At 74.7% G+C, this 19,383-nt stretch carries 16 protein-coding genes; 5 read left to right on the top strand and 11 right to left on the bottom strand.

The genetic code is table 11. The annotated features are described in order from the left end of the window. Positions 1-33: 33 nt before the first annotated feature. The 8 genes from J3473_RS19715 to J3473_RS05915 form a co-directional block, all read right to left on the bottom strand. Positions 34-951, bottom strand: a complete 918-nt coding sequence (locus J3473_RS19715; protein ID WP_207022308.1) for a response regulator — start codon at positions 949-951, stop codon at positions 34-36. Beyond that, a complete protein-coding gene (locus J3473_RS05885) occupies positions 948-1,403 on the bottom strand; it encodes a chemotaxis protein CheX (RefSeq protein ID WP_207022309.1) in 456 nt (151 codons plus the stop codon). The genes J3473_RS19715 and J3473_RS05885 overlap by 4 nt, the downstream gene beginning before the upstream one ends. Then, positions 1,400-2,233, bottom strand: coding sequence for a protein-glutamate O-methyltransferase CheR (locus J3473_RS05890; protein WP_207022310.1), 834 nt, complete (start codon positions 2,231-2,233; stop codon positions 1,400-1,402). Before J3473_RS05890 ends, J3473_RS05885 begins: the two co-directional genes overlap by 4 nt. Continuing rightward, positions 2,230-3,333, bottom strand: a complete 1,104-nt coding sequence (locus J3473_RS05895; protein ID WP_242525710.1) for a chemotaxis response regulator protein-glutamate methylesterase — start codon at positions 3,331-3,333, stop codon at positions 2,230-2,232. Before J3473_RS05895 ends, J3473_RS05890 begins: the two co-directional genes overlap by 4 nt. 17 nt (positions 3,334-3,350) lie before the next feature. Then, positions 3,351-3,737, bottom strand: coding sequence for a PleD family two-component system response regulator (locus J3473_RS05900; protein WP_207022312.1), 387 nt, complete (start codon positions 3,735-3,737; stop codon positions 3,351-3,353). Then, positions 3,737-5,359: a methyl-accepting chemotaxis protein gene (locus tag J3473_RS05905; protein ID WP_207022313.1), complete on the bottom strand. Its 1,623-nt coding sequence runs from the start codon at positions 5,357-5,359 to the stop codon at positions 3,737-3,739. Before J3473_RS05905 ends, J3473_RS05900 begins: the two co-directional genes overlap by 1 nt. Positions 5,360-5,436: 77 nt before the next feature. After that, a complete protein-coding gene (locus J3473_RS05910) occupies positions 5,437-5,859 on the bottom strand; it encodes a chemotaxis protein CheW (protein ID WP_207022314.1) in 423 nt (140 codons plus the stop codon). Continuing rightward, on the bottom strand, positions 5,856-8,231 hold the full coding sequence (locus J3473_RS05915) for a chemotaxis protein CheA (RefSeq protein WP_207022315.1): 2,376 nt from the start codon (positions 8,229-8,231) through the stop codon (positions 5,856-5,858). Before J3473_RS05915 ends, J3473_RS05910 begins: the two co-directional genes overlap by 4 nt. Before the next feature lie 502 nt (positions 8,232-8,733). Between J3473_RS05915 and fbaA the strand changes: the two genes are divergently transcribed. The 4 genes from fbaA to J3473_RS05935 all read left to right on the top strand — a co-directional run bounded on the left by fbaA (position 8,734) and on the right by J3473_RS05935 (position 12,821). Next, positions 8,734-9,765 (top strand): class II fructose-bisphosphate aldolase, encoded by a 1,032-nt coding sequence (gene fbaA, locus J3473_RS05920; protein WP_207022316.1) that lies wholly within the window; start codon positions 8,734-8,736, stop codon positions 9,763-9,765. A 159-nt stretch (positions 9,766-9,924) separates the two neighbouring features. After that, the gene (locus tag J3473_RS05925; RefSeq protein WP_207022317.1) at positions 9,925-10,332 is read left to right on the top strand and encodes a DUF3151 domain-containing protein; all 408 of its coding nucleotides are present in this window, start codon (positions 9,925-9,927) and stop codon (positions 10,330-10,332) included. Between the two features lie 289 nt (positions 10,333-10,621). Next, the gene (locus J3473_RS05930; protein WP_207022318.1) at positions 10,622-11,398 is read left to right on the top strand and encodes a hypothetical protein; all 777 of its coding nucleotides are present in this window, start codon (positions 10,622-10,624) and stop codon (positions 11,396-11,398) included. A gap of 121 nt (positions 11,399-11,519) precedes the next feature. Next, a complete protein-coding gene (locus J3473_RS05935) occupies positions 11,520-12,821 on the top strand; it encodes an adenylosuccinate synthase (protein WP_030526428.1) in 1,302 nt (433 codons plus the stop codon). A 489-nt stretch (positions 12,822-13,310) separates the two neighbouring features. On the opposite strand, the gene J3473_RS05940 is transcribed toward J3473_RS05935, so the two are convergent. After that, positions 13,311-15,521, bottom strand: a complete 2,211-nt coding sequence (locus J3473_RS05940; protein ID WP_207022319.1) for a UvrD-helicase domain-containing protein — start codon at positions 15,519-15,521, stop codon at positions 13,311-13,313. Positions 15,522-15,659: 138 nt separating this feature from the next. Between J3473_RS05940 and purD the strand changes: the two genes are divergently transcribed. Beyond that, positions 15,660-16,946 carry a phosphoribosylamine--glycine ligase gene (gene purD / locus J3473_RS05945; RefSeq protein ID WP_207022320.1) on the top strand — a complete coding sequence of 429 codons (1,287 nt, stop codon included), beginning with the start codon at positions 15,660-15,662 and terminating at the stop codon, positions 16,944-16,946. Positions 16,947-16,976: 30 nt separating this feature from the next. Here purD and J3473_RS05950 read toward each other — a convergent pair whose 3' ends face one another. Then, the gene (locus J3473_RS05950) at positions 16,977-17,897 is read right to left on the bottom strand and encodes an LLM class F420-dependent oxidoreductase (RefSeq protein WP_207022321.1); all 921 of its coding nucleotides are present in this window, start codon (positions 17,895-17,897) and stop codon (positions 16,977-16,979) included. A 9-nt stretch (positions 17,898-17,906) separates the two neighbouring features. Then, the gene (locus tag J3473_RS05955) at positions 17,907-19,346 is read right to left on the bottom strand and encodes an MFS transporter (RefSeq protein WP_207022322.1); all 1,440 of its coding nucleotides are present in this window, start codon (positions 19,344-19,346) and stop codon (positions 17,907-17,909) included. Positions 19,347-19,383: the final 37 nt, after the last annotated feature.

The raw sequence follows: 19,383 nt of genomic DNA on the forward strand, positions 1-19,383 counted from the left end.
GCCCCGACGGGCCTGCGCCGGGGTCGACGAGCGTCAGGCAGCGCCGCTCGTCGCGACGGCCGTCGCCGGGAGCACGACCGAGAGCCGGCCGGCCCCGTACCCCGAGACCGTGACGACCATGTCGTCGCGGGTCAGTGAACCCTCCATCGGTGCGAGCACCTCCGGCGGCGGGGCCGCGTTGAACCACACGCGGCCGAGCCTGACGTGCGGTCCTCCGCCGCCGTTGAACAGCGAGGTGAAGACGTTGAGCGCCTCCGAGAAGGCGGACTCGACGGGCGGCGTGGTCTCCCCGTCCTTGACGAGGCCCTCGGCCGCCGGGGCAGGCGTCAGCGACAGGCACGCGCCGAGCCGGACGACGAGCTCGTGGTCGGCGACGAAGAGCGCCGCGAGGTGGCCGTCGTCGCCGACGAGCTCCGCGGTGGTCGTGCGCCGGTCGCCGGGGACGGGGTGGCCGACCGCGGAGTCGACCGCGCAGTCGCGCGCGAGGAGGCGCTCGAGCAGGTCGCGCGCCTCCTTGCGCTCCGGCAGGCCGGTGTGGCCGGCGACCCGCTCCTCGACCGCGACCGTCGCGACGGGGGCGTGCGCGCCGCGGCCGAGGACGGGGTCGAGGTGGAGGGCGAAGGACTCGGCCGTGAAGGGCTTGCCGATGAGGAAGAGCGCCCCGGCCTGCAGGGCCTGGACCCGCATGAGCGAGGAGCCCTCGGAGGTGATGAAGCCGAACGGGGTCGCGTCGCCCGCTGCGCGCAGCGCCTCGAGGAACTCGATGCCCGTCATCTCCGGCATGTTCCAGTCGGACAGGACGAGGTCCGGCCGGTGCGACGCGACGAGCTCGAGCCCGACGCGGCCGTTCTCGGCCTCGACGATCTCGTGGCCGCCGTGGCCGGCCTGGCGCAGGGTACGGGTGACGATCTGGCGCATGACGCGGGAGTCGTCGACGACGAGCAGCCTCATCGGGGGTCCTCCAGGGTGGTGACGGCGACCCGCAGGTTGCCGGCGGTCGCGAGGTAGGTGGCGGCGACGGTGTCGGGCCCGGACGGCTCGGCGGAGCCGTCCTGGTGCACCTCGGGCAGGCCGAGGGTCGCGTGGTCGGGGAGCAGGGACTTGACGTTGCCCGCGACGATGTTCGCGATCTCGCCGAGGGCGTCGCGGACCTCGTCCGGGGCGGGCGGCAGGTCCGGCGGCAGGGCGAGCAGGTCGCGGGTCAGGCCGGAGGCGACGTCGCGGGTGCAGCTGACGACGACCGAGCCGCTCCACGAGCCGCGGATGTCGACCTGGGCCCGGACCGAGTCGGGGGGCGCCGGCGAGGCCGGGGTCGCGACGGTGGGCTCGCCGAAGAGCGACTCCCACACGGTCGAGACGATGGAGTCGAGGTACTCGGCCTCGATGGGGCTGGCGTTGGTCATCGGGGACCGCCTCTCTGGGTGAGCTGGTAGGCCATGGCCCGGCCGAGCGCCTTGCGCTCGAACCCGGCGTCCAGCCCGAGGGTCGTCTCGGCGGCGCCGAGGAACAGGTAGCCGCCGGGGCGCAGCACCGACCGGACGGCGCCGAGGACGGCGGCCTTCGTGGCGACGTCGAAGTAGATGAGGACGTTGCGCAGGAAGACCACGTCGAACCGCGGCATGAGCGGGAGCGGCGCCGCGAGGTTGAGCGTGCGCGCGAGGATCATCGAGCGCAGCTGCGGCGAGGCCTCCCACTCGGTCCCGGTCCGCTGGAAGTGCTGGACGAGCCGGCCCGCCGACAGCCCGCGGCCGACCTCGAGCTGGCTGAAGCGCCCGTTCCGGGTCCGCTCGACCATCTGCGGCGAGAGGTCCGTGGCCGTGATGCGCGCCTGCCACCCGACGGGCAGGGACTCCAGCGCGGTGATGCCGAGGGAGTACGGCTCCTGGCCCGAGCTGCACGCGGCCGCCCAGATGTTGAGGGACCGGTCGGGGCGGGGCGTCGAGACGATCTCGGGGATGACGACCTTCGCGAGCGCGTCGAAGGGGTGGATGTCGCGGAAGAACGAGGTCTCGTTCGTCGTCATCGCCTCGACGATGTCCGAGCGGATCGGGTCGGTGGGCCGGGAGCGCAGGCGGCTCGCGAGGGCCGCGAGGCTCGGCAGGCCGGCCTTCGTGGCGACCGGGGTCAGCCGGGCGCTCACGAGGTACTCCTTGCCGCGCTCGAGGACGATCGCGCTGTCCTGCTGGACGATCCGGGCGAAGAGGTCGAAGTCGGCGGCGTCGAGGACGGTCATGCCGCACCCCCGTGGCTGGCTCGGCCCACCGTGACGCGGTGGGCGATGGTGTGGGCGACGGCGCTCAGGGGGAGGACGCGCGAGGCGTGGCCGCCCGCGACGACCTGGCCCGGCATGCCCCAGACGACCGACGTCGCCTCGTCCTGGGCGTAGACGACGCCGCCGGCCCGCACGACGTCGCCGGCCGAGGCGGCGCCGTCGGCGCCCATCCCGGTGAGGACGACGGCGAGGGTGCGGGAGCCGTAGACGCGGGCGACCGACCGGAAGAGCACGTCGACCGCGGGCCGGCAGTGGTTCTCCTTCTCGCCGTCGGTGAGGACGACGGTGGCCGCGCCGGCGGAGGCGACCACGGTGAGGTGGCGGTCGCCGGGGGCGATGTGGACGACGCCGGGCCGGAGCCGTTCGCCGTCGGTCGCCTCGACGACCCGCAGCGCGGAGGACCGGTCGAGGCGCTCGGCGAGCAGCCGGGTGAAGACCGGCGGCATGTGCTGGACGACGACGACGGGCACGGGCAGGGTCCGGGGCAGGCCGTCGAGGACGACGGCGAGGGCCTCCGGGCCCCCGGTGGAGGAGCCGATGGCCACGACGTCGACCCGCTGCGCGTGCTCGGTGAGCAGCGAGCCGGGTGCGACCGGGGCCGCCGGCTCGCGCCGCCGGGCCGGGTGCTCGGCGAGGGCCCGGACGCGGGCGGGCGGGACGGCCGGCGCGGCGGGCTTCGGCGGGCAGAGGGCGACGAGGCGCTCCCCGAGCTCGCGGCGGATGGTCGCGACGGACTCCACGAGGCCGCCCGTGCTGCTCGGCTTCGTCACGTAGTCGCGGGCGCCGGCGGCGAGGGCGTCGAAGGTCGCCCGGGCGCCGCGCTCGGTGAGCGTCGAGAACATGATGACCGGCAGGGTCGGGTGGCTCTTGTGCAGCGCGCGCATCGTCTCGATGCCGTTCATCACGGGCATCTCGATGTCGAGGACGACCGCGTCGGGTCGCACCCGGTCGATGAGCGCGAGCCCCTCGCGGCCGTCGACCGCCTGTCCACCGAGCTCGACGTCCGGCAGGCCGCGCAGGGCCTCGCTGACGACCCGGCGCACCGTCGGGGAGTCGTCCACGTGGACGACGGTGATGGTCATGACACGGGCACGAGGCCGAGGAGCTGGAGCTTCTCCTCGATGGCCTCCGGCGGGAACGGCTTGATGAGGTACTCGTGGGCCCCGGCCGCGAGCGCCCGGACGATCTGGCCGTGCTCGGACTCGGTCGTCACCATCATGAGGTTGATGTCGCGCCAGGCCGGGTTGGCCCGGACCGCGACGACGAACTCGAGCCCGGTCATGACCGGCATGTTCCAGTCGATGAGGCACACGTCCGGCAGCGTGCCGTCGGCCTCCATCGCCGCGACGGCGTCGAGGGCCTCCTGGCCGTCACCGGCCTGGCTCACCTCGAACCCCATCCCGACGAGGATGCGCGAGAGCAGCGTCCGCATCGTGCGGCTGTCGTCGACGACGAGCGCGCGCATCAGACGGCGAACCGGTCGACGGCGGCGCGGAGCGTCATCGAGATGGACTCGACCTCGCTCGCGGTGGTCCGCACGGTGGCGACGCCGTCGGCCGCGCGGGCCTGCACCTCGGCGTCCTCGGCGATGCTCGTGGCGATGCTGCCGGTGCCCGTCGCGGCGTCCGCGACGTTGCGCGACATCTCGGACGTCGTGGCGGTCTGCTCCTCGACGGCGGAGGCGATCGTCGTCTGGTGGTCGTTGATCTGCGCGACCACCCCGTCGATCCGGCTGATCGCCGCGACGGCGGCCTCGGCGTCGGACTGGATGGAGGAGACGCGGACCTGGATCTCGGCGGTGGCCCGGCGGGTCTCGCGGGCCAGCTCCTTGACCTCGTTGGCGACGACCGCGAAGCCGCGGCCGTGCTCGCCGGCCCGGGCCGCCTCGATCGTGGCGTTGAGGGCGAGCATGTTGGTCTGCTCGGCGATCTTCTCGATCGTCTCGACGACGGTGCCGATCTGGGTCGAGGACTCACCGAGGCTCGCGACGGTCTGGCTGGTCTGCGCGGCGAGGGCGACCGCCTCCTGGCCGACGCGGGCGGCCGCGTTGGCGGAGTGGGCGATCTCGCCGACCGAGGCGGCCATCTGCTCGGTCGCGGCGGCGACCGTCTGGACGTTGGCGCTGACCTGGTGGGCGGCGGCGGCGGTGTTGCGCGAGCTCGCCGCCTGGCTGTCGGCGCCCCGGGCCATGCCCTGCGTGACCGACGACATCGTCGAGGAGACGTGGCTGAGGGCGCTGGCGTTGCGGGCGATCTCGGTGAGCATCGTCCGGACGCCGGCCGCGGCCTCGTTGTAGGTCTCGGCCATGACGCCGAGGTCGTCCCCGCTCAGCACCTCGGCCCGGACGGTGAGGTCACCGTCGCGCATGGCCTGCAGGCCGCGGGAGACCGAGCGGACCGAGCGGCCGACCGAGCGCATCATCCCGACGCCGAGCGCGGTGGCGACGAGTCCGCCGAGCAGAAGGACGAGCCACACCGTGCGACCGGTGCTCGCGGTCTGCGCCTGGGTGGCGTCGACCTCGGCCTTGGCGGTCGCGAGCCGGGAGGCCTCCTCGGCGTCGAGCGCGTCGGCCGCGGCCGAGATGAGCGGCTGCCCCTGGGAGGCCATGAGCGTGCGGAAGGTGTCGACATCGCCGCGCTGCAGGGCCGGGAGGAGGGTCTTGTCGCGCAGGCTCATGAAGGCGTCCCAGTTGGTGCTGTACCCGGTCCAGCCCTTGCTGCCCCCGTCACCGCCGGCGTCCTCGAGCTTCTGGTACTCGGCGCGCCAGCGGGCGAGGTCGGCGTCGGTCTCCGCGAGCGCGTCGGAGGCCGCCCGCTGCGCGGCCGAGCCGGGTGCGGTGAGGGCGAGCTCGGTGAGGCGCAGGCGGGACTTGATCTCCTCCTGGTGGACGCGTCCGAGGGCGGTCATCGCGAGGACGCCGTCCGCGCGGATGCCCTCGGCGGCGTCGGAGGCCGCGCCGAGGCCGCCGATGGCGACGGTCGCGACGACGGCGGCGGCCACGACGAACGAGCCGAGCGTGACGAGCATCTTCGTCGTCAGCCTGAGGTCCGAGAACCAGGCGAGGGGTGGGAAGGAGCGGGAAGGCATGGCGTGTCCTCCGGAGGGCGGGCGGGTGAGATCGGTCGTGCCCGGGCGGTGCCGGAGCGCGGTGGGCTGGGTGGCGGTCATCGGTCGAGGGCGAGCACCGCGTCGAGGCGCACGTCGAGGAGGAGGGAGTCGGCGAGGACGTAGGCGCCCCGGACGAGGTCGCGGATCGGGCCGGTCAGCGTCGCGGGCGGCGGCTGCATGCCGTCGACCTGGATGACGTCGCCGATCCGGTCGACGACGAGCGCGACCGGGCCGCCGGGCGTGCGCACGACGACGGTGCCGGCGCTCTCGTCGTCCTCGGCGGGCGGCAGGGCGAAGCGGGCCCGCAGGTCCAGGCCGGTGACGACCTGGCCGCGGAGGTTGAGCAGCCCGGCGACGCGGCGGTCGGCCCGCGGGACGGGGGTCATCGGCAGGGCGCCGAGGACCTCCTGGACGCGCTCGACCGGCAGGCCGACGAGGTGCTCGCCGAGGCTGAACGTGACGTAGGTGGCGGCGCTCACGCCGGGACCTCCTCGAGGTGGGCGGGGGCGGCGACGGTGGTGCCGGCGGCCCGGACGGCCGCGTCGAGGTCGAGGATCTCGACGAGCCGGCCGCCGACGACGGCGCCGCCGACGACTCCCGGACCGCGCCGGCCCTCCTGGGCGGCGACGTCGCCGTCCTCGACGTTGATGTCGACGATCGCGTCGACGACGAGGCCGACCGGCCGGTCGCCGTGGTGGACGACGACGACCGAGCGGCGGCCGTCCTTGGTCGAGGAGCGCGAGCCGCGGCCGGCGACGCGCAGGCCGCTCACGAGGGCGGAGACCTCGACGAGCGGCATGATGCCGCCGCGGTAGCGGGCGGCCCAGCCCTCGCCGAGCCGCTCGACGCTCTCGTCGTCGAGGTCCTCGAGGCGGGTGACGACGTCGAGCGGGATCGCGATGTTGCGGTCGCCGTCGGCGCGCACGACGACGAGGCGGCGCGCGCTCTCCTGGGTGCTCGTGAAGGCGCCGGCGCCGGTGTCGCGCAGCTCCTCGCGCAGCTCGCCGGTCAGGGCGAGCGAGGCCAGGCCGGCGCCGTCGAGGATGAGCGCGACCGCGCCGTCGCCGAGGATCGTGCCGCCCGAGAAGACCTCGGTGCCGGCGAGGTGCTCGCCGAGCGAGGAGACGACGATCTCCTCGGTGTCGCGGACCTCGTCGACGACGAGCCCGAACACCTTGCCGTCGACGTCGAGGACGACGATGGCGCCGGGCGGGCCCGCGGGGGCCTCGAGGACGGTGCGGCCGTCGACGAGCGTGAGGAGGCGCTCGCGCAGGCGCAGCACCTGGACGCCGGCGACGTTCTCGACGGCGTGGCCGCCGTCGTGGACGACGACGAGCTCGCGGACGAGGGTCTGCGGCACCGCGTAGCGCTGCTCGCCGACGACGACGATGAGCGCGGGGACGATGGCGAGGGTGAGCGGGAGGGTCAGGCGGCAGGTCGTGCCGCGGCCGACGCTCGAGGAGAGCTCGACGGTGCCACCGATCGCCTCGATGTTGGTCTTGACGACGTCCATCCCGACCCCGCGGCCGGACACGTTGGTGACCGCCGCGGCCGTCGAGAAGCCGGGGCGGAAGACGAGGGCGTAGGCCTCGTGGGGCGCCATCGCCGCGGCCTGCGCCGGCGAGACGATGCCGCGCTCGAGCGCCTTCGCGAGGATGACGTCGGGGTCCATGCCGGCGCCGTCGTCCTCGAGCTCGATGACGACGCGGCCGGACTCGTGCGAGGCACGCAGGACGAGGGTGCCGGTGGCCGGCTTGCCCGCCTTCGTGCGGACCTCGGGGGCCTCGATGCCGTGGTCGACCGCGTTGCGGACGAGGTGGGTCAGGGGGTCGCGGATGGCCTCGACGAGACCGCGGTCGAGCTCGGTCTCGCGGCCGAGCATCGTCAGGGCGACGTCCTTGCCGCAGGCGGTCGCGAGGTCGCGCACGACGCGGGGGAACTTGGCCCACACGGTGTCGACGGGCTGCATCCGGGCCTTCATGACGGCGTCCTGGAGGTCGCTCGTCACGACGTTGAGGCGCTGCATCATCGAGCCCATCGCGATGCGGCCGTCCTCGCTCGCCGCGGACCCGGCGCGCCCGGCGCCGCCACCCGGCGAGCCGTCGTGGGCCGAGAGCTGGTTGCGGGTGAGGACGAGCTCGCCGACGAGGCGCATCAGCGAGTCGAGGACCGCGACGTCGACGCGCACGGAGGACTCGGCGGCGCCGCGCCGGCCGCCGGCGTCGCCGGCGTCCTCGACGACCGGGGCCGGGCTCGCCAGCACGGTCGCGACGGCCGCCACGGGCGCGGAGGCCGGGGCGACCGGGGCCGCGGGGGCCTCGGGGGGAGGTGCCGGTGCCGCCGCCGTGGAGGGGGATGGGGCGGCGACACCGGCGGTCTCGGGGGCGGCGCCGGCGGGGGGGAGAGCCTGGCCGGCCCCCGGGACCCCGTCCCCGGCGGGGCCGGGGAGGGTCAGGGGGGTGTCGTCGAGGACGGACTGGTGCAGGGCCTCGACGAGCTCGGAGAAGTCGCTGCCGCCCTCGCCGTGCCCGGCCTCGACCGAGGCGAGCACGTCGCGGATGGCGTCGACGGTCGCGAGGAGGAGGCTCGCACGGTCGGTGGTCAGGGAGAGGTCCCCGTCGCGCAGCGAGGCGAGCAGCGTCTCGCCCGCGTGGGCGACGTGCTCGAGCATGGGCAGGCCGAGGAAGCCCGAGGTGCCCTTGATCGTGTGGACGGCCCGGAAGACACGGGCCAGCCGGTCGCGGGCGTCCGGGTCCTTCTCGAGCGCGACCAGGTCGACATCGATCTGGTCCAGGTTCTCGTGGGACTCCACGAGGAACTCGTGGATGATCTCGTCCATCCCGTCGTCCACGACCCACCTCCGTGCGTGGTCGTCCCGGCGGGGTGCCGGGATCTGTCACCCGACGCATCGACACCGCGCGCCCGCCGGTTGACGAAGATTCGGTCAAGAAGCGCGCAAGACACCGTCCGGCCGCTCGCCCAGCCGCCCCACGGGCCACATCGGCACCGTGCGGCACGGCGAGCAACGAATTCCGTCGTCGGAATGACGATTTCCCGCACAAGGCATGGACATCCGGCCGCGGACGGCGCACACTGGGCCACGCGCAGGGACGGAAACCGCAGGGGGTTTCCCAACCGACACGACGGAGGCCTCGGCCTCCTGGCGGACGACTCCGGTGCAGGGACCGGGCGAGACCGCTGACGGGGCGGCACCGACATCGGTGCCGCCCCGTTCGTCGTGCGCGGGGTGGCCGGCACCACTACCCGTGGGTACGGACAGGCTCGCGCGGCGCCGCGCGGATGGTGGAAGGATCGGGGGCGTAGGGCCACCACCACGTCACGAGGAGAACACCGTGCCCATCGCAACGCCCGAGGTCTACGCCGACATGCTCGACCGGGCCAAGAACGGCTCGTTCGCCTACCCGGCCATCAACATCACGTCGAGCTCGACGATCACGGCCGCGATCCGCGGGTTCGCCGAGGCCGGCTCCGACGGCATCATCCAGGTCTCGACCGGCGGCGGCGAGTACGCCTCCGGCTCGACCGTCAAGGACATGGTCACCGGCGCCAAGGCGCTCGCCGCCTACGCCGAGGAGGTCGCGAAGAACTACCCGGTCAACATCGCGCTGCACACCGACCACTGCCCGAAGGACAAGCTCGACACCTTCGTCCGTCCGCTGCTCGCCGCCTCGGCCGAGCGCGTCAAGGCCGGGGGCCTGCCGATCTTCCAGTCCCACATGTGGGACGGCTCGGCCGTGCCGCTCGACGAGAACCTGCGCATCGCCGAGGACCTCCTCGCGCAGTGCAAGGCCGCGAAGGTCATCCTCGAGATCGAGGTCGGCGTCGTCGGCGGCGAGGAGGACGGCGTCGAGAACGCCATCAACGACAAGCTGTACTCCACCCCGGACGACGCGGTCGCCACCGTGCGCGCGCTCGGCTCGGGCGAGAACGGCTACTACATGACCGCGCTGACCTTCGGCAACGTGCACGGCGTCTACAAGCCGGGCAACGTCAAGCTGCGCCCCGAGGTCCTCAAGGCCGCCCAGGAGGCCGCCGCCTCCGAGCTCGGCCTCGACGCCGGCAGCAAGCCCTTCCACCTCGTCTTCCACGGCGGCTCGGGCTCGCTCCCGCAGGAGATCTCGGACGCGGTCGACTACGGCGTCGTCAAGATGAACGTCGACACCGACACGCAGTACGCGTACACCCGCCCGGTCGCCGACTGGATGCTGCGCCACTACGACGGCGTCCTCAAGATCGACGGCGAGGTCGGCAACAAGAAGCAGTACGACCCCCGTGCGTGGGGCAAGGAGGCCGAGGCCGGGATGGCGCAGCGCGTCGTCGAGGCCTGCCAGAACCTCCGCTCCGCCGGGACGCACCAGGGCTGAGCCCGCTCCCACCGCAGCACCCGCACCTCCCTCCTCGCGGTTCACCCCGTCGAGTGAGCAGAACACGCCGTCCGGACCCACGTCCGGGCGGCGTGTCCTGTTCACTCGACGGGTGGGTGGGCCCCTCTGACGGCGGACGGGGGCGGCTAGCGTGGGGCCATGAGCACGAGCGACCTCCTCGGCATCCCGCCGACCCACCTGCCCGACGACCCCGCGGCCCGGCCGCTCGAGGACGGGGTCGCCCCCGACCAGGTGGCCGCCGCCCAGCCCGCCTCGTCCCTCGCGTGGGCGGTGCTCGCCGAGGACGCCCTCGCCGACGACCGCGTCGTCGAGGCCTACGCGTACGCGCGCACCGGCTACCACCGCGGTCTCGACGCGCTGCGGCGCAGCGGGTGGCGCGGCCAGGGCCCGGTGCCGTGGGAGCACGAGGCCAACCGCGGCTTCCTGCGCGCGCTCGCCGCGCTGGCGAAGGCGGCCGGGGCCATCGGCGAGGAGGAGGAGCGGCACCGCTGCGCCGAGTTCCTCCGCGCCTCGAGCGCGACCGGGGCGCGCGAGCTGGGGCTCTGACCCGCCGCCGCGCCGAGTCCCGCGGCGCGGCGTCCCCGCACGCGCGGAACCGGACGAGGGCCCGGCTGTCGTCGACACCCGGGCCCTGCCCGCCGCCGAGTCGCACCACCGGGTGCTGCGCGCTCCGCTCTCGCACGGAACGCTCGTCGCCCGGTGGTCCCCTGCGTCCTCGGCTGCGTTCGTCCATCGTGCCCGGTCGCTCGTGTGACGTGCGACACTAGGCGGTCAGTGGCAGCAAACGGCCACGTCAGGGGCGTGCAGGGGTGTGCGCCGATCGTCGGGGGGCACCGTGGTCGACCACGAAGACGGCAGGATGATGCTCCTGCTCGAGGAGCACCTGCGGCGCGAGCGCGAGCGCACCGAGTCGCGCCAGCGCGAGCTCGACGAGGCGGCGGGGCTGCTCGCGGAGGTCACGTCGCGCACGCTCGGCGCGCTGGACATGCGGGTCGAGCCGCTCGCCGGGTCGGTGTCGCCGGCCGTGGTCAACCACCTCCTGCGCGAGAGCCGCGGGATGGTCCGCACCTTCGTGCTGACCGTGGAGCGGGGGCCGGCGCTCGACGAGTCGACGGTGCGGGCCAACCGCGAGCGCATCGAGCGGGGGGACACGCAGCGGGCCATCTACCCGGCGGACGTCCTGACGACGCTCGCCGGCCAGCGCTGGCTCGGGGTGTGGGCCGAGGCCGGCGAGGACCAGCGGCTGCTGCCCGCGACCGCGACCGAGTTCGCCGTCTTCGGCGAGAGCGCGGTCGTCGCGCTCGGCGGCTGGGACGACCCGGACTCGGGGTACGTGCTGCTGCGCGACCCCTTGGTCGTGCGTCTGTACACGGACTACTTCGACCTCGCGTGGCGGTACGCATCGCCGGTGCCGCGGGGCGGGGCTGCGGGGGGTGACGACGACCCCCGGCTCGTCGAGCTGCTCGGGCTGGGCATCAAGGACGAGGCCATCGCCCGCCACCTCGGGGTGAGCCTGCGGACGGTCCGGCGCCGGGTGTCGCGTCTCATGGCCGTCAACGGCGTCGACTCGCGCTTCCAGCTGGGGTGGGTGCTCGCCGAGCGGCGCCGCTGACCGTCCGGCCACCGCGTCGCGGTAGGGTGGGGTGGACGAGGCCCCGGCGCGATCCGCGAGGGGCCTTCTCCGCGCCGGGGCACGGCCGTCCCGGACGCACCACGTGTCGGAAGGAGCCGGGATGCCGGCGATCGTGCTGGTCGGAGCCCAGTGGGGCGACGAGGGCAAGGGCAAGGCGACCGACCTCATGGGCACCGACGTCGACTACGTCGTGAAGTTCAACGGGGGCAACAACGCGGGCCACACGGTGGTCATCGCGGGCGAGGACGGGACGCGCGAGAAGTACGCGCTGCACCTCCTGCCGTCGGGCATCCTCACGCCGACGGTGACCCCGGTCATCGGCAACGGCGTCGTCATCGACCTCGAGGTGCTCTTCCAGGAGCTCGACGGGCTCGAGGCGCGCGGGGTCGACACCTCCAAGCTCGTCGTGTCGTCCAACGCCCACGTCATCGCGCCGTACAACCGGACGCTCGACAAGGTCACCGAGCGTTTCCTCGGCAAGCGGAAGATCGGCACGACCGGGCGCGGCATCGGCCCGACGTACGCCGACAAGATGAACCGCATCGGCATCCGCGTCCAGGACCTGTTCGACGAGGGCATCCTGCGTCAGAAGGTCGAGGCCGCCCTGGGGTTCAAGAACCAGGTGCTCGTGAAGATCTACAACACCCGCGCCGTCGACGTCGACCTCGTCGTCGAGGAGCTGCTCGGGTACGCCGAGCGGCTGCGGCCGATGGTCGCCGACACCACGCTCGTCCTCGAGAAGGCGCTCGACGCGGGCGCGAACGTGCTGCTCGAGGCCGGTCAGGCGACGCTGCTCGACGTCGACCACGGCACCTACCCGTTCGTCACCTCGTCGTCGGCGACCGCCGGTGGCGCGTGCACCGGCTCCGGCATCCCGCCGACGCGGGTGTCGCGCGTCATCGCCATCCTCAAGGCGTACACGACGCGGGTCGGCGAGGGTCCCTTCCCGACGGAGCTGTTCGACGACGACGGCGAGACGCTGCGCAAGACCGGCGCCGAGTACGGCACGACGACCGGCCGGCCGCGGCGCTGCGGGTGGGTCGACACCGTCATCGGCCGCTACGCGACCCGCGTCAACGGGGTGACCGACTTCGTCATCACCAAGCTCGACGTGCTCACCGGGTTCGAGCAGGTGCCGGTGTGCGTGGCCTACGAGGTCGACGGTGTGCGGCACGACGAGATGCCGGTGTCGCAGAGCGACTTCCACCACGCGAAGCCGGTGTACGAGATGCTCGACGGCTGGTGGGAGGACATCTCGGGGTGCCGGACCTTCGAGGAGCTGCCGGAGGCGGCGCAGCGCTACGTGCTGCGCGTCGAGGAGCTCATCGGGGCGCGGGTGTCGGCGATCGGCGTCGGCCCCGGTCGGCACGAGATCATCCAGCGGCACGCCCTCCTGGACTGAGCGCCACCGGGTCTGCCCGACGACGCCCCCTCCTGCCGAGCGCGGCCGAGGGGCGTCGTCGTCGGTGGCCCGGGGTGAGGTGCGCGGCGGGCCGGGATGAGGGGAGCGGCGGGCCGGGTGAGGGGAGGGGCGGGCCTGAGCCATGGTGTGCTCTCCCGACCTCCATGCGCCGAGGAAGGTTTCCCTTCCACCCGGCAAGGTTTCCCTTCCACGAGCAAGCACCTGGCTGGAGCGCGCCACCGGGCCGACCTGATCTCGCCGTGCCGTGGTCCCATCGTCCTGCCGGGGTGCTGTGGCGGGTCGGCAGGGCGAGGGCAGGGCGGCGCGGCGCGGATTTCTTGCGCCCCGGAAGGTTTCCCTTGCGCGGTGGAAGGAGTGGTTGCGGCGTGGAAGGGAAACCTTGCCGAGTGGGAGGTAAACCTTCCGCAGCGCATGGAGGCTGGGTGAGCACACCATGCCGCCCCGCCCCGCCAGGCCCGGCCTCGAACCTCAGGCGGGGCGCAGGACGTGCATCCGGTGGGCCGCCCGGGTCAGGACGACGTAGAGCACGCGCACCCCGCCCGGCGACTCCTCGGTGATCGCGTCGGGGTCGAGGACGACGGTCGCGTCCCACTCCAGGCCCTTGGTCGACAGCGGGTCGATGACCTGCACCCGCCCCTCACCGGCCCCGTCGAGCACCGCCGCCCGCTGCGCCCACCGCTGCGGCGTGATGACGGCGATCGACCCGTCGACCTCGCCGAGCAGCGTCTCCACCGCCCCGCGCGCCTCGTCCACCAGACCCTCGGTCACCACACGGTCAACCGGGCGCACCCCGGTCTCGCGCACGGCGTCGGGGATGTCGGCGTCCGGGACGAGCGGCAGGATGACGTCGCGCGCGTGGTCGAAGATCTCGCGGGCGTTGCGGTAGTTGGTGTCCATGTGGAACATCCGGCGCTCGAGCCCGGCGAAGGCCTCCTCGCGCGCCCGACCGGCCTCGGCGAGGTCCGGCCACGACGCCTGCGCCGCGTCACCGACCACCGTCCACGACGCCGTACGGCCCCGCCGCGCCACCATCCGCCACTGCATCGGCGAGAGGTCCTGCGCTTCGTCGACGAGCACGTGCGCGTACGCCGCGGCCCGCTCGATGCGGCCGGCCATCAGCCGCGCCCGCGCGTCACCCGGTGCGAGTACCGCCCGGGTGTCGGTGCGCGGCGCCCGCCCGAGCCCGATGCGCACGTCCTGCACGCCGTACGACTGCAGGTCGTCGAGCTCCTCGATGTCGTAGAACCCCTGCTCCTCGCGCGTCACCTCGGGCACCGCCCCGAGCCGCGCGAGCAGGTCGTCGACGAGCGGCACGTCGGCCACCGACCACTCGCCGGTCGCGACGGCCTCGCGGTACGACGCCGCGAGCGCGGCCGCGTCGCCCTGTGACAGCACCCCGCGCCCGACCCGGTAGGCGTGCTCGGTGTCGGTGAGCGTCAGCAGCACCTCGCGCGGGTCGAGCGGGCGCCACCACGCGGCGACGAACTCGTCGACGGCGCGCGAGTCCTCGAAGGCGCCGAGGAAGTCCGAGCGCTCGCCCTGGCGCACCGTGCGCCACGCGGCCTCGGCCAGCGCGGCCCGCGCGGCGGCGGCTCCGAGGTTGTGCTGGTGGGTGCGCAGCACCTCCGAACGCACCCGGCGCAGGGCCTCCTCGTCGAGCCGGACGGCGTGCCCGGCGGCGAACGCGCGGAACGTGGTCGGCGCCCCGACCGGCGCCCGCGAGGCCAGCCGACCCAGCACCCGCCGGATGCGCAGCGACCCCTTGACCGCCGCGACCTCGGGGGAGTCCAGCCGCACGGCCGTCACCCCGTCGACGACGTCGCCGAGCGCGCGCAGCGCCACCGACTCCTCGCCGAGGGAGGGCAGCACCCGCTCGATGTACGCCGTGTACGCGGACGACGGCCCGATGACGAGGATCCCGCCGTGCTCGAAGCGCCGCCGCTCGGCGTAGAGCAGATAGGCCGCCCGGTGCAGCGCGACGACGGTCTTGCCCGTGCCGGGGCCGCCGGTGATCTCGGTGACGCCGCGGGAGGGGGCGCGGATGGCCTCGTCCTGGTGGCGCTGGATGGTCGCGACGATGTCGCGCATCTGCCGGCCGCGGCTGCGGGTCAGGGCGGCCATCAGCGCGCCGTCGCCGACGACGACGATGTCGTCCGGCGCCTCGGGGACCATGAGGTCGTCCTCGACCCCGACGACCTGGGCGCCGCGGCAGCGCAGCACCCGCCGGCGCACGACCCCCATCGGGTCGACCGGTGTCGCCCGGTAGAACGCCGCGGCGGCCGGGGCGCGCCAGTCGACGACGAGGGGCTCGTAGTCGTCGTCGCGCACACCGAGGCGACCGATGTGCCGGACCTCGCGCTCGGCGGCGGTCGAGTCCTCGGTGCCGAGGTCGAGCCGGCCGAAGACGAGGCCCTCGTACTGCGTGTCGATCGTCGCCCGGCGGCGCGCGGCCGCGAAGACGAGGGCGTCGCGCTCGAACAGCCCGGTCAGCTCCTCGTCGCGCACGTCACCGGTCCGGTCGGTGCGCCCGCGGGCCATCCCGTCGGCCTCGACGTCGCGGGCGCGCCCGCTGGCCTTCTCGAGCTCGGCGTAGACGCGGTCGACGTGCGCCTGCTCGGTCGCGATCTCGCGCTCGACGTCGGGGGAGGCCTCGGGCTGGCCCGGGTGGTGCGTGGTCACGGAGCCGCGGTCTCCTCGCAGGATCGGCTGGGCACGGAACTCACCAGTCTAGCCGCGTCACCAGCGCGGACGCCCCACGCCGCCCGGGCGCCGGTCGCCCGTGCGCGGCGCACCCCGCGGCCCCTAGGCTGGCTGCCCGTGAAGGTCCTCGTCATCGGCTCCGGTGCCCGCGAGCACGCCATCGTCCGCGCGCTGTCGCTCGACCCCACGCTCGACGCGGTCGTGGCCGCGCCGGGCAACCCCGGCATCGAGGCGGTGGCCCTCTGCGAACCGCTGCCGGGCGGGGTCACGGACGTCGACGGCATCCTCGAGGTCGCCCGGCGCCACGCGGTCGGCCTCGTCGTCGTCGGTCCCGAGGCGCCCCTCGTCGCCGGCGTCGCCGACGCGGTCCGCGCCGCCGGCATCCCGTGCTTCGGGCCCTCGGCGGCCGCCGCGCGCCTCGAGGGCAGCAAGGCGTACGCCAAGGAGGTGATGTCGGCCGCCGACGTCCCGACGGCGATGGCCCACGTCTGCACGACCGAGGCCGAGCTCGCCGACGCCCTCGACGCCCTCGGCGCCCCGCACGTCGTCAAGGACGACGGCCTCGCGGCCGGCAAGGGTGTGGTCGTCACCGACGACCGGGCCGAGGCGCTCGCGCACGGGCTCGCCTGCCTGGCCAAGGACGACGGCCGCGTCGTCGTCGAGGAGTTCCTCGACGGCCCCGAGGTCTCCCTCTTCTGCCTCTGCGACGGCGAGAGCGTCGTCCCGCTGACGCCCGCGCAGGACTTCAAGCGCATCGGCGACGGCGACACGGGTCCGAACACCGGCGGGATGGGCGCCTACAGCCCGCTCGACTGGGCGCCGGACGGCCTCGTCGACGACGTCGTCGCCCGCATCGCGCAGCCGGTCGTCGACGAGATGGCCCGCCGCGGCGCCCCGTTCGTCGGCGTCCTGTACGTCGGCCTCGCGCTGACCCGCCGCGGGCCGCGCGTCATCGAGTTCAACGTCCGTTTCGGCGACCCCGAGACGCAGGTCGTCCTCGACCGCCTGCGCACGCCGCTGGCCCAGGTGCTGCTGGCCGCCGCCGAGGGCCGCCTCGCGCAGGCCGAGCCGCTGCGCTGGTCGGACGAGCACGCCGTCACGGTCGTCGTCGCGGCCGACGGCTACCCGGGCACGCCGCGCACCGGCGACCCGCTGGACGGCCTCGACGCCGTGCCCGGCGACCCCGACGCCTACGTCCTGCACGCCGGCACCGCGCGCGACGCCGACGGCGTCCTCGTCTCCGCCGGCGGGCGCGTCCTCTCGGTCGTCGCCCGGGGAGCGGACCTCGCGCAGGCCCGCGAGCGGGTCTACGCCGCCGTCGACACCGTGCGGCTCGACGGCGCGCAGCACCGCCACGACATCGCCGAGAAGGCGCAGCGCGGCGAGGTCACCGTCCCCGCCTGATCCGTCCCGGCGCCGCGTCCTGGGACCGACTCAGGCCGTGAGCGCCGCGTGCGCGTCCGCGAGGTGGTCGAGGTCGCGCAGGTCGAGGACCTGGAGGTAGAGGCGGCTCGCGCCGGCCTCGGCGAGCCGGCCGGCGCGCTCGCGGACCTCCTCGGGGGTGCCGGCCACGCCGTTGGCCCGCAGCTCGGCGACGTCTCGACCGATGGCCTCGGCGCGGCGGCGCAGGGTCGCCTCGTCCTTGCCGACGCAGAGGACCTGGGCCGCGCTGTGGACGAGGCTCAGCGGGTCGCGGCCGTGCTCGTCGCAGACGGTGTCGACGCGCTCGAACAGCCGCGCGGTGTCGTCGACCGACGAGAACGGGACGTTGAACTCGGCGGCGTACCGGGCGGCCAGCGACGGCGTCCGCCTCTTGCCGGCGCCGCCGACGACGATCGGCACGCCGCCGGGCTGCGTCGTGCGCACGAGCGCCGGGTGCCCGCTCACCGGGTAGTTCGAGCCGTCGTGGTCGTACGCCGAGCCCTCCGGCGCCGACCACATCCCCGTGATGACGGCCAGCTGCTCCTCGAGCCGGTCGAAGCGCTCCTTGAGCGGCGGGAAGGGGATGCCGAAGGCGCGGTGCTCGGCCTCGAACCAGCCGGCGCCGAGCCCGAGCTCGACCCGGCCGCCGCTCATCTGGTCGACCCCGGCGACCGTGACGGCCAGCGGGCCGGGGAGCCGGAAGGTCGCCGAGGTGACCAGTGTCCCGAGCCGGATGCGCGAGGTGTCGCGGGCGAGGCCGGCGAGCGTCGTCCAGGCGTCGGTCGGGCCGGGGCGGCCGTCGCCGGACATGTGCAGGTAGTGGTCGGACCGGAAGAAGGCGTCGTACCCGAGGTCCTCGGCCGCGCGGGCCACCGCGAGGAGGTCGTCGTACGTGGCGCCCTGCTGGGGCTCGGTGAAGATGCGCAGGTCCATGGGCCCACGCTACGCAGGTGCGGGCGCCCCGTCCCGACGGGTTCCGCGCACCCGGCCGGCCCCGGCGGCGACGAGGAGCGCGACGAGCGCGCCGACGACCATCAGCCCGGCGAACCGGGGGCCGTCCATGCCCGGCCCGAACCACGCGACGACCCCGCCGACGAGCGCGGTCTGCAGGGCGACGCCGGTCGAGACGCCGAGGCCCTGGGCGGCGCTCGCCCGCCCGCGCTCGGCCTCGGGCGCGAGGGCCAGCAGCTCGGTCGACAGCACCGGCGAGAGGATGCCCATGCCGGTGGCGGCCGCGGCCCAGCCGACCATCCCGGCCGCGACCCCGACGACGTCGAGCGCCAGCAGCACCGGCCCCACCGACCCGACGGCGATGAGCAGTCCGCCGGCCCGGATGCGCGCCGCGGCGCTCGTACGGGCCTGCACCCACGCCGTGCTGTTGAGCCACGACCCGGCCGCCCACAGCACGCCCGTCACCGACAGCGAGACGCCGGCGACGGCGGCGCTGACGTCGTGGGTCGTCACGAGCATGAGCGGGATGACCGAGCCGACACCGGTGAACGCGGCGGAGGTGAGCATCCGCAGCCCGACGACCGCCGGCACGCCGGCGCGCAGCCGGGCGGTGCCGCGGGGGAGGGCCCGGGCGGCCGAGAGGACGACCACGAGACCGCCGGCGAGCACGGTCGCCAGCCCGGCCGCCCGCGTGCTCGGGGACTCGAGCAGCGGAGCCGCGAAGGTCGTGACGGCCAGCCCGGCCGCGAGGGCGAAGGACGCCGCGAGCCGGGCGCCCGCGCCCTCGTCGACGTCCGGCGCCGGTGCGGGGCGGTCGCCGCGCAGTGCCGGACGCAGCAGCCAGAGGGCGAAGGGGACGACGAGCAGCGGACCGGCGAACACCCAGCGCCAGCCGGCCAGCGACTCGACCCCGCCGGCGAACCCCGGCCCGAGGAGCGACGGCAGGATCCAGGCCGCGGCGAACGACGCGAACACCTTGGCGCGCAACGACTCCGGCAGCGCCTGCGCGACGAGCACCATGAGCGTGGTGTCGATGAGCGCCTCGGCGAGCCCCGACAGAGCGCGGCCACCGACGAAGACGACCATCATCGGAGCGAGCGCCGAGACGACCTGCGCGACCCCGAAGACGCCGATGCCGGCGAGGAGCACCGGCCGGGGGCCGAAGCGGTCGGTCCAGCCGCCGGAGAGGGCCATCCCGACGGTGAAGGTCACGAGCGAGGCGCCGGTCGAGGCGCCGAAGAGCGCCCAGCCGTCGAGGTCGCGGACGACGACCGGGAGGACCGTCTGCACGGCACGGTTCTCGAAGGCCGCGAGGGTCACGAGCGCCACGACGCCGACGACGACCGGCAGGTACCGGCGGTCGAGGAGCCGCTCGGGCGGGGAGGAGCCGGGGGGCGGGGTGGTGGCGGGGTGGGCGTCGGTCGTGGTCACCAGAGGAGCCTCACACCTCAAGCGCACTTGAGGTCAA

This window comes from Phycicoccus sp. DTK01 (assembly GCF_017312765.1).
Classification (GTDB): Bacteria; Actinomycetota; Actinomycetes; order Actinomycetales; family Dermatophilaceae; genus Phycicoccus; species Phycicoccus jejuensis.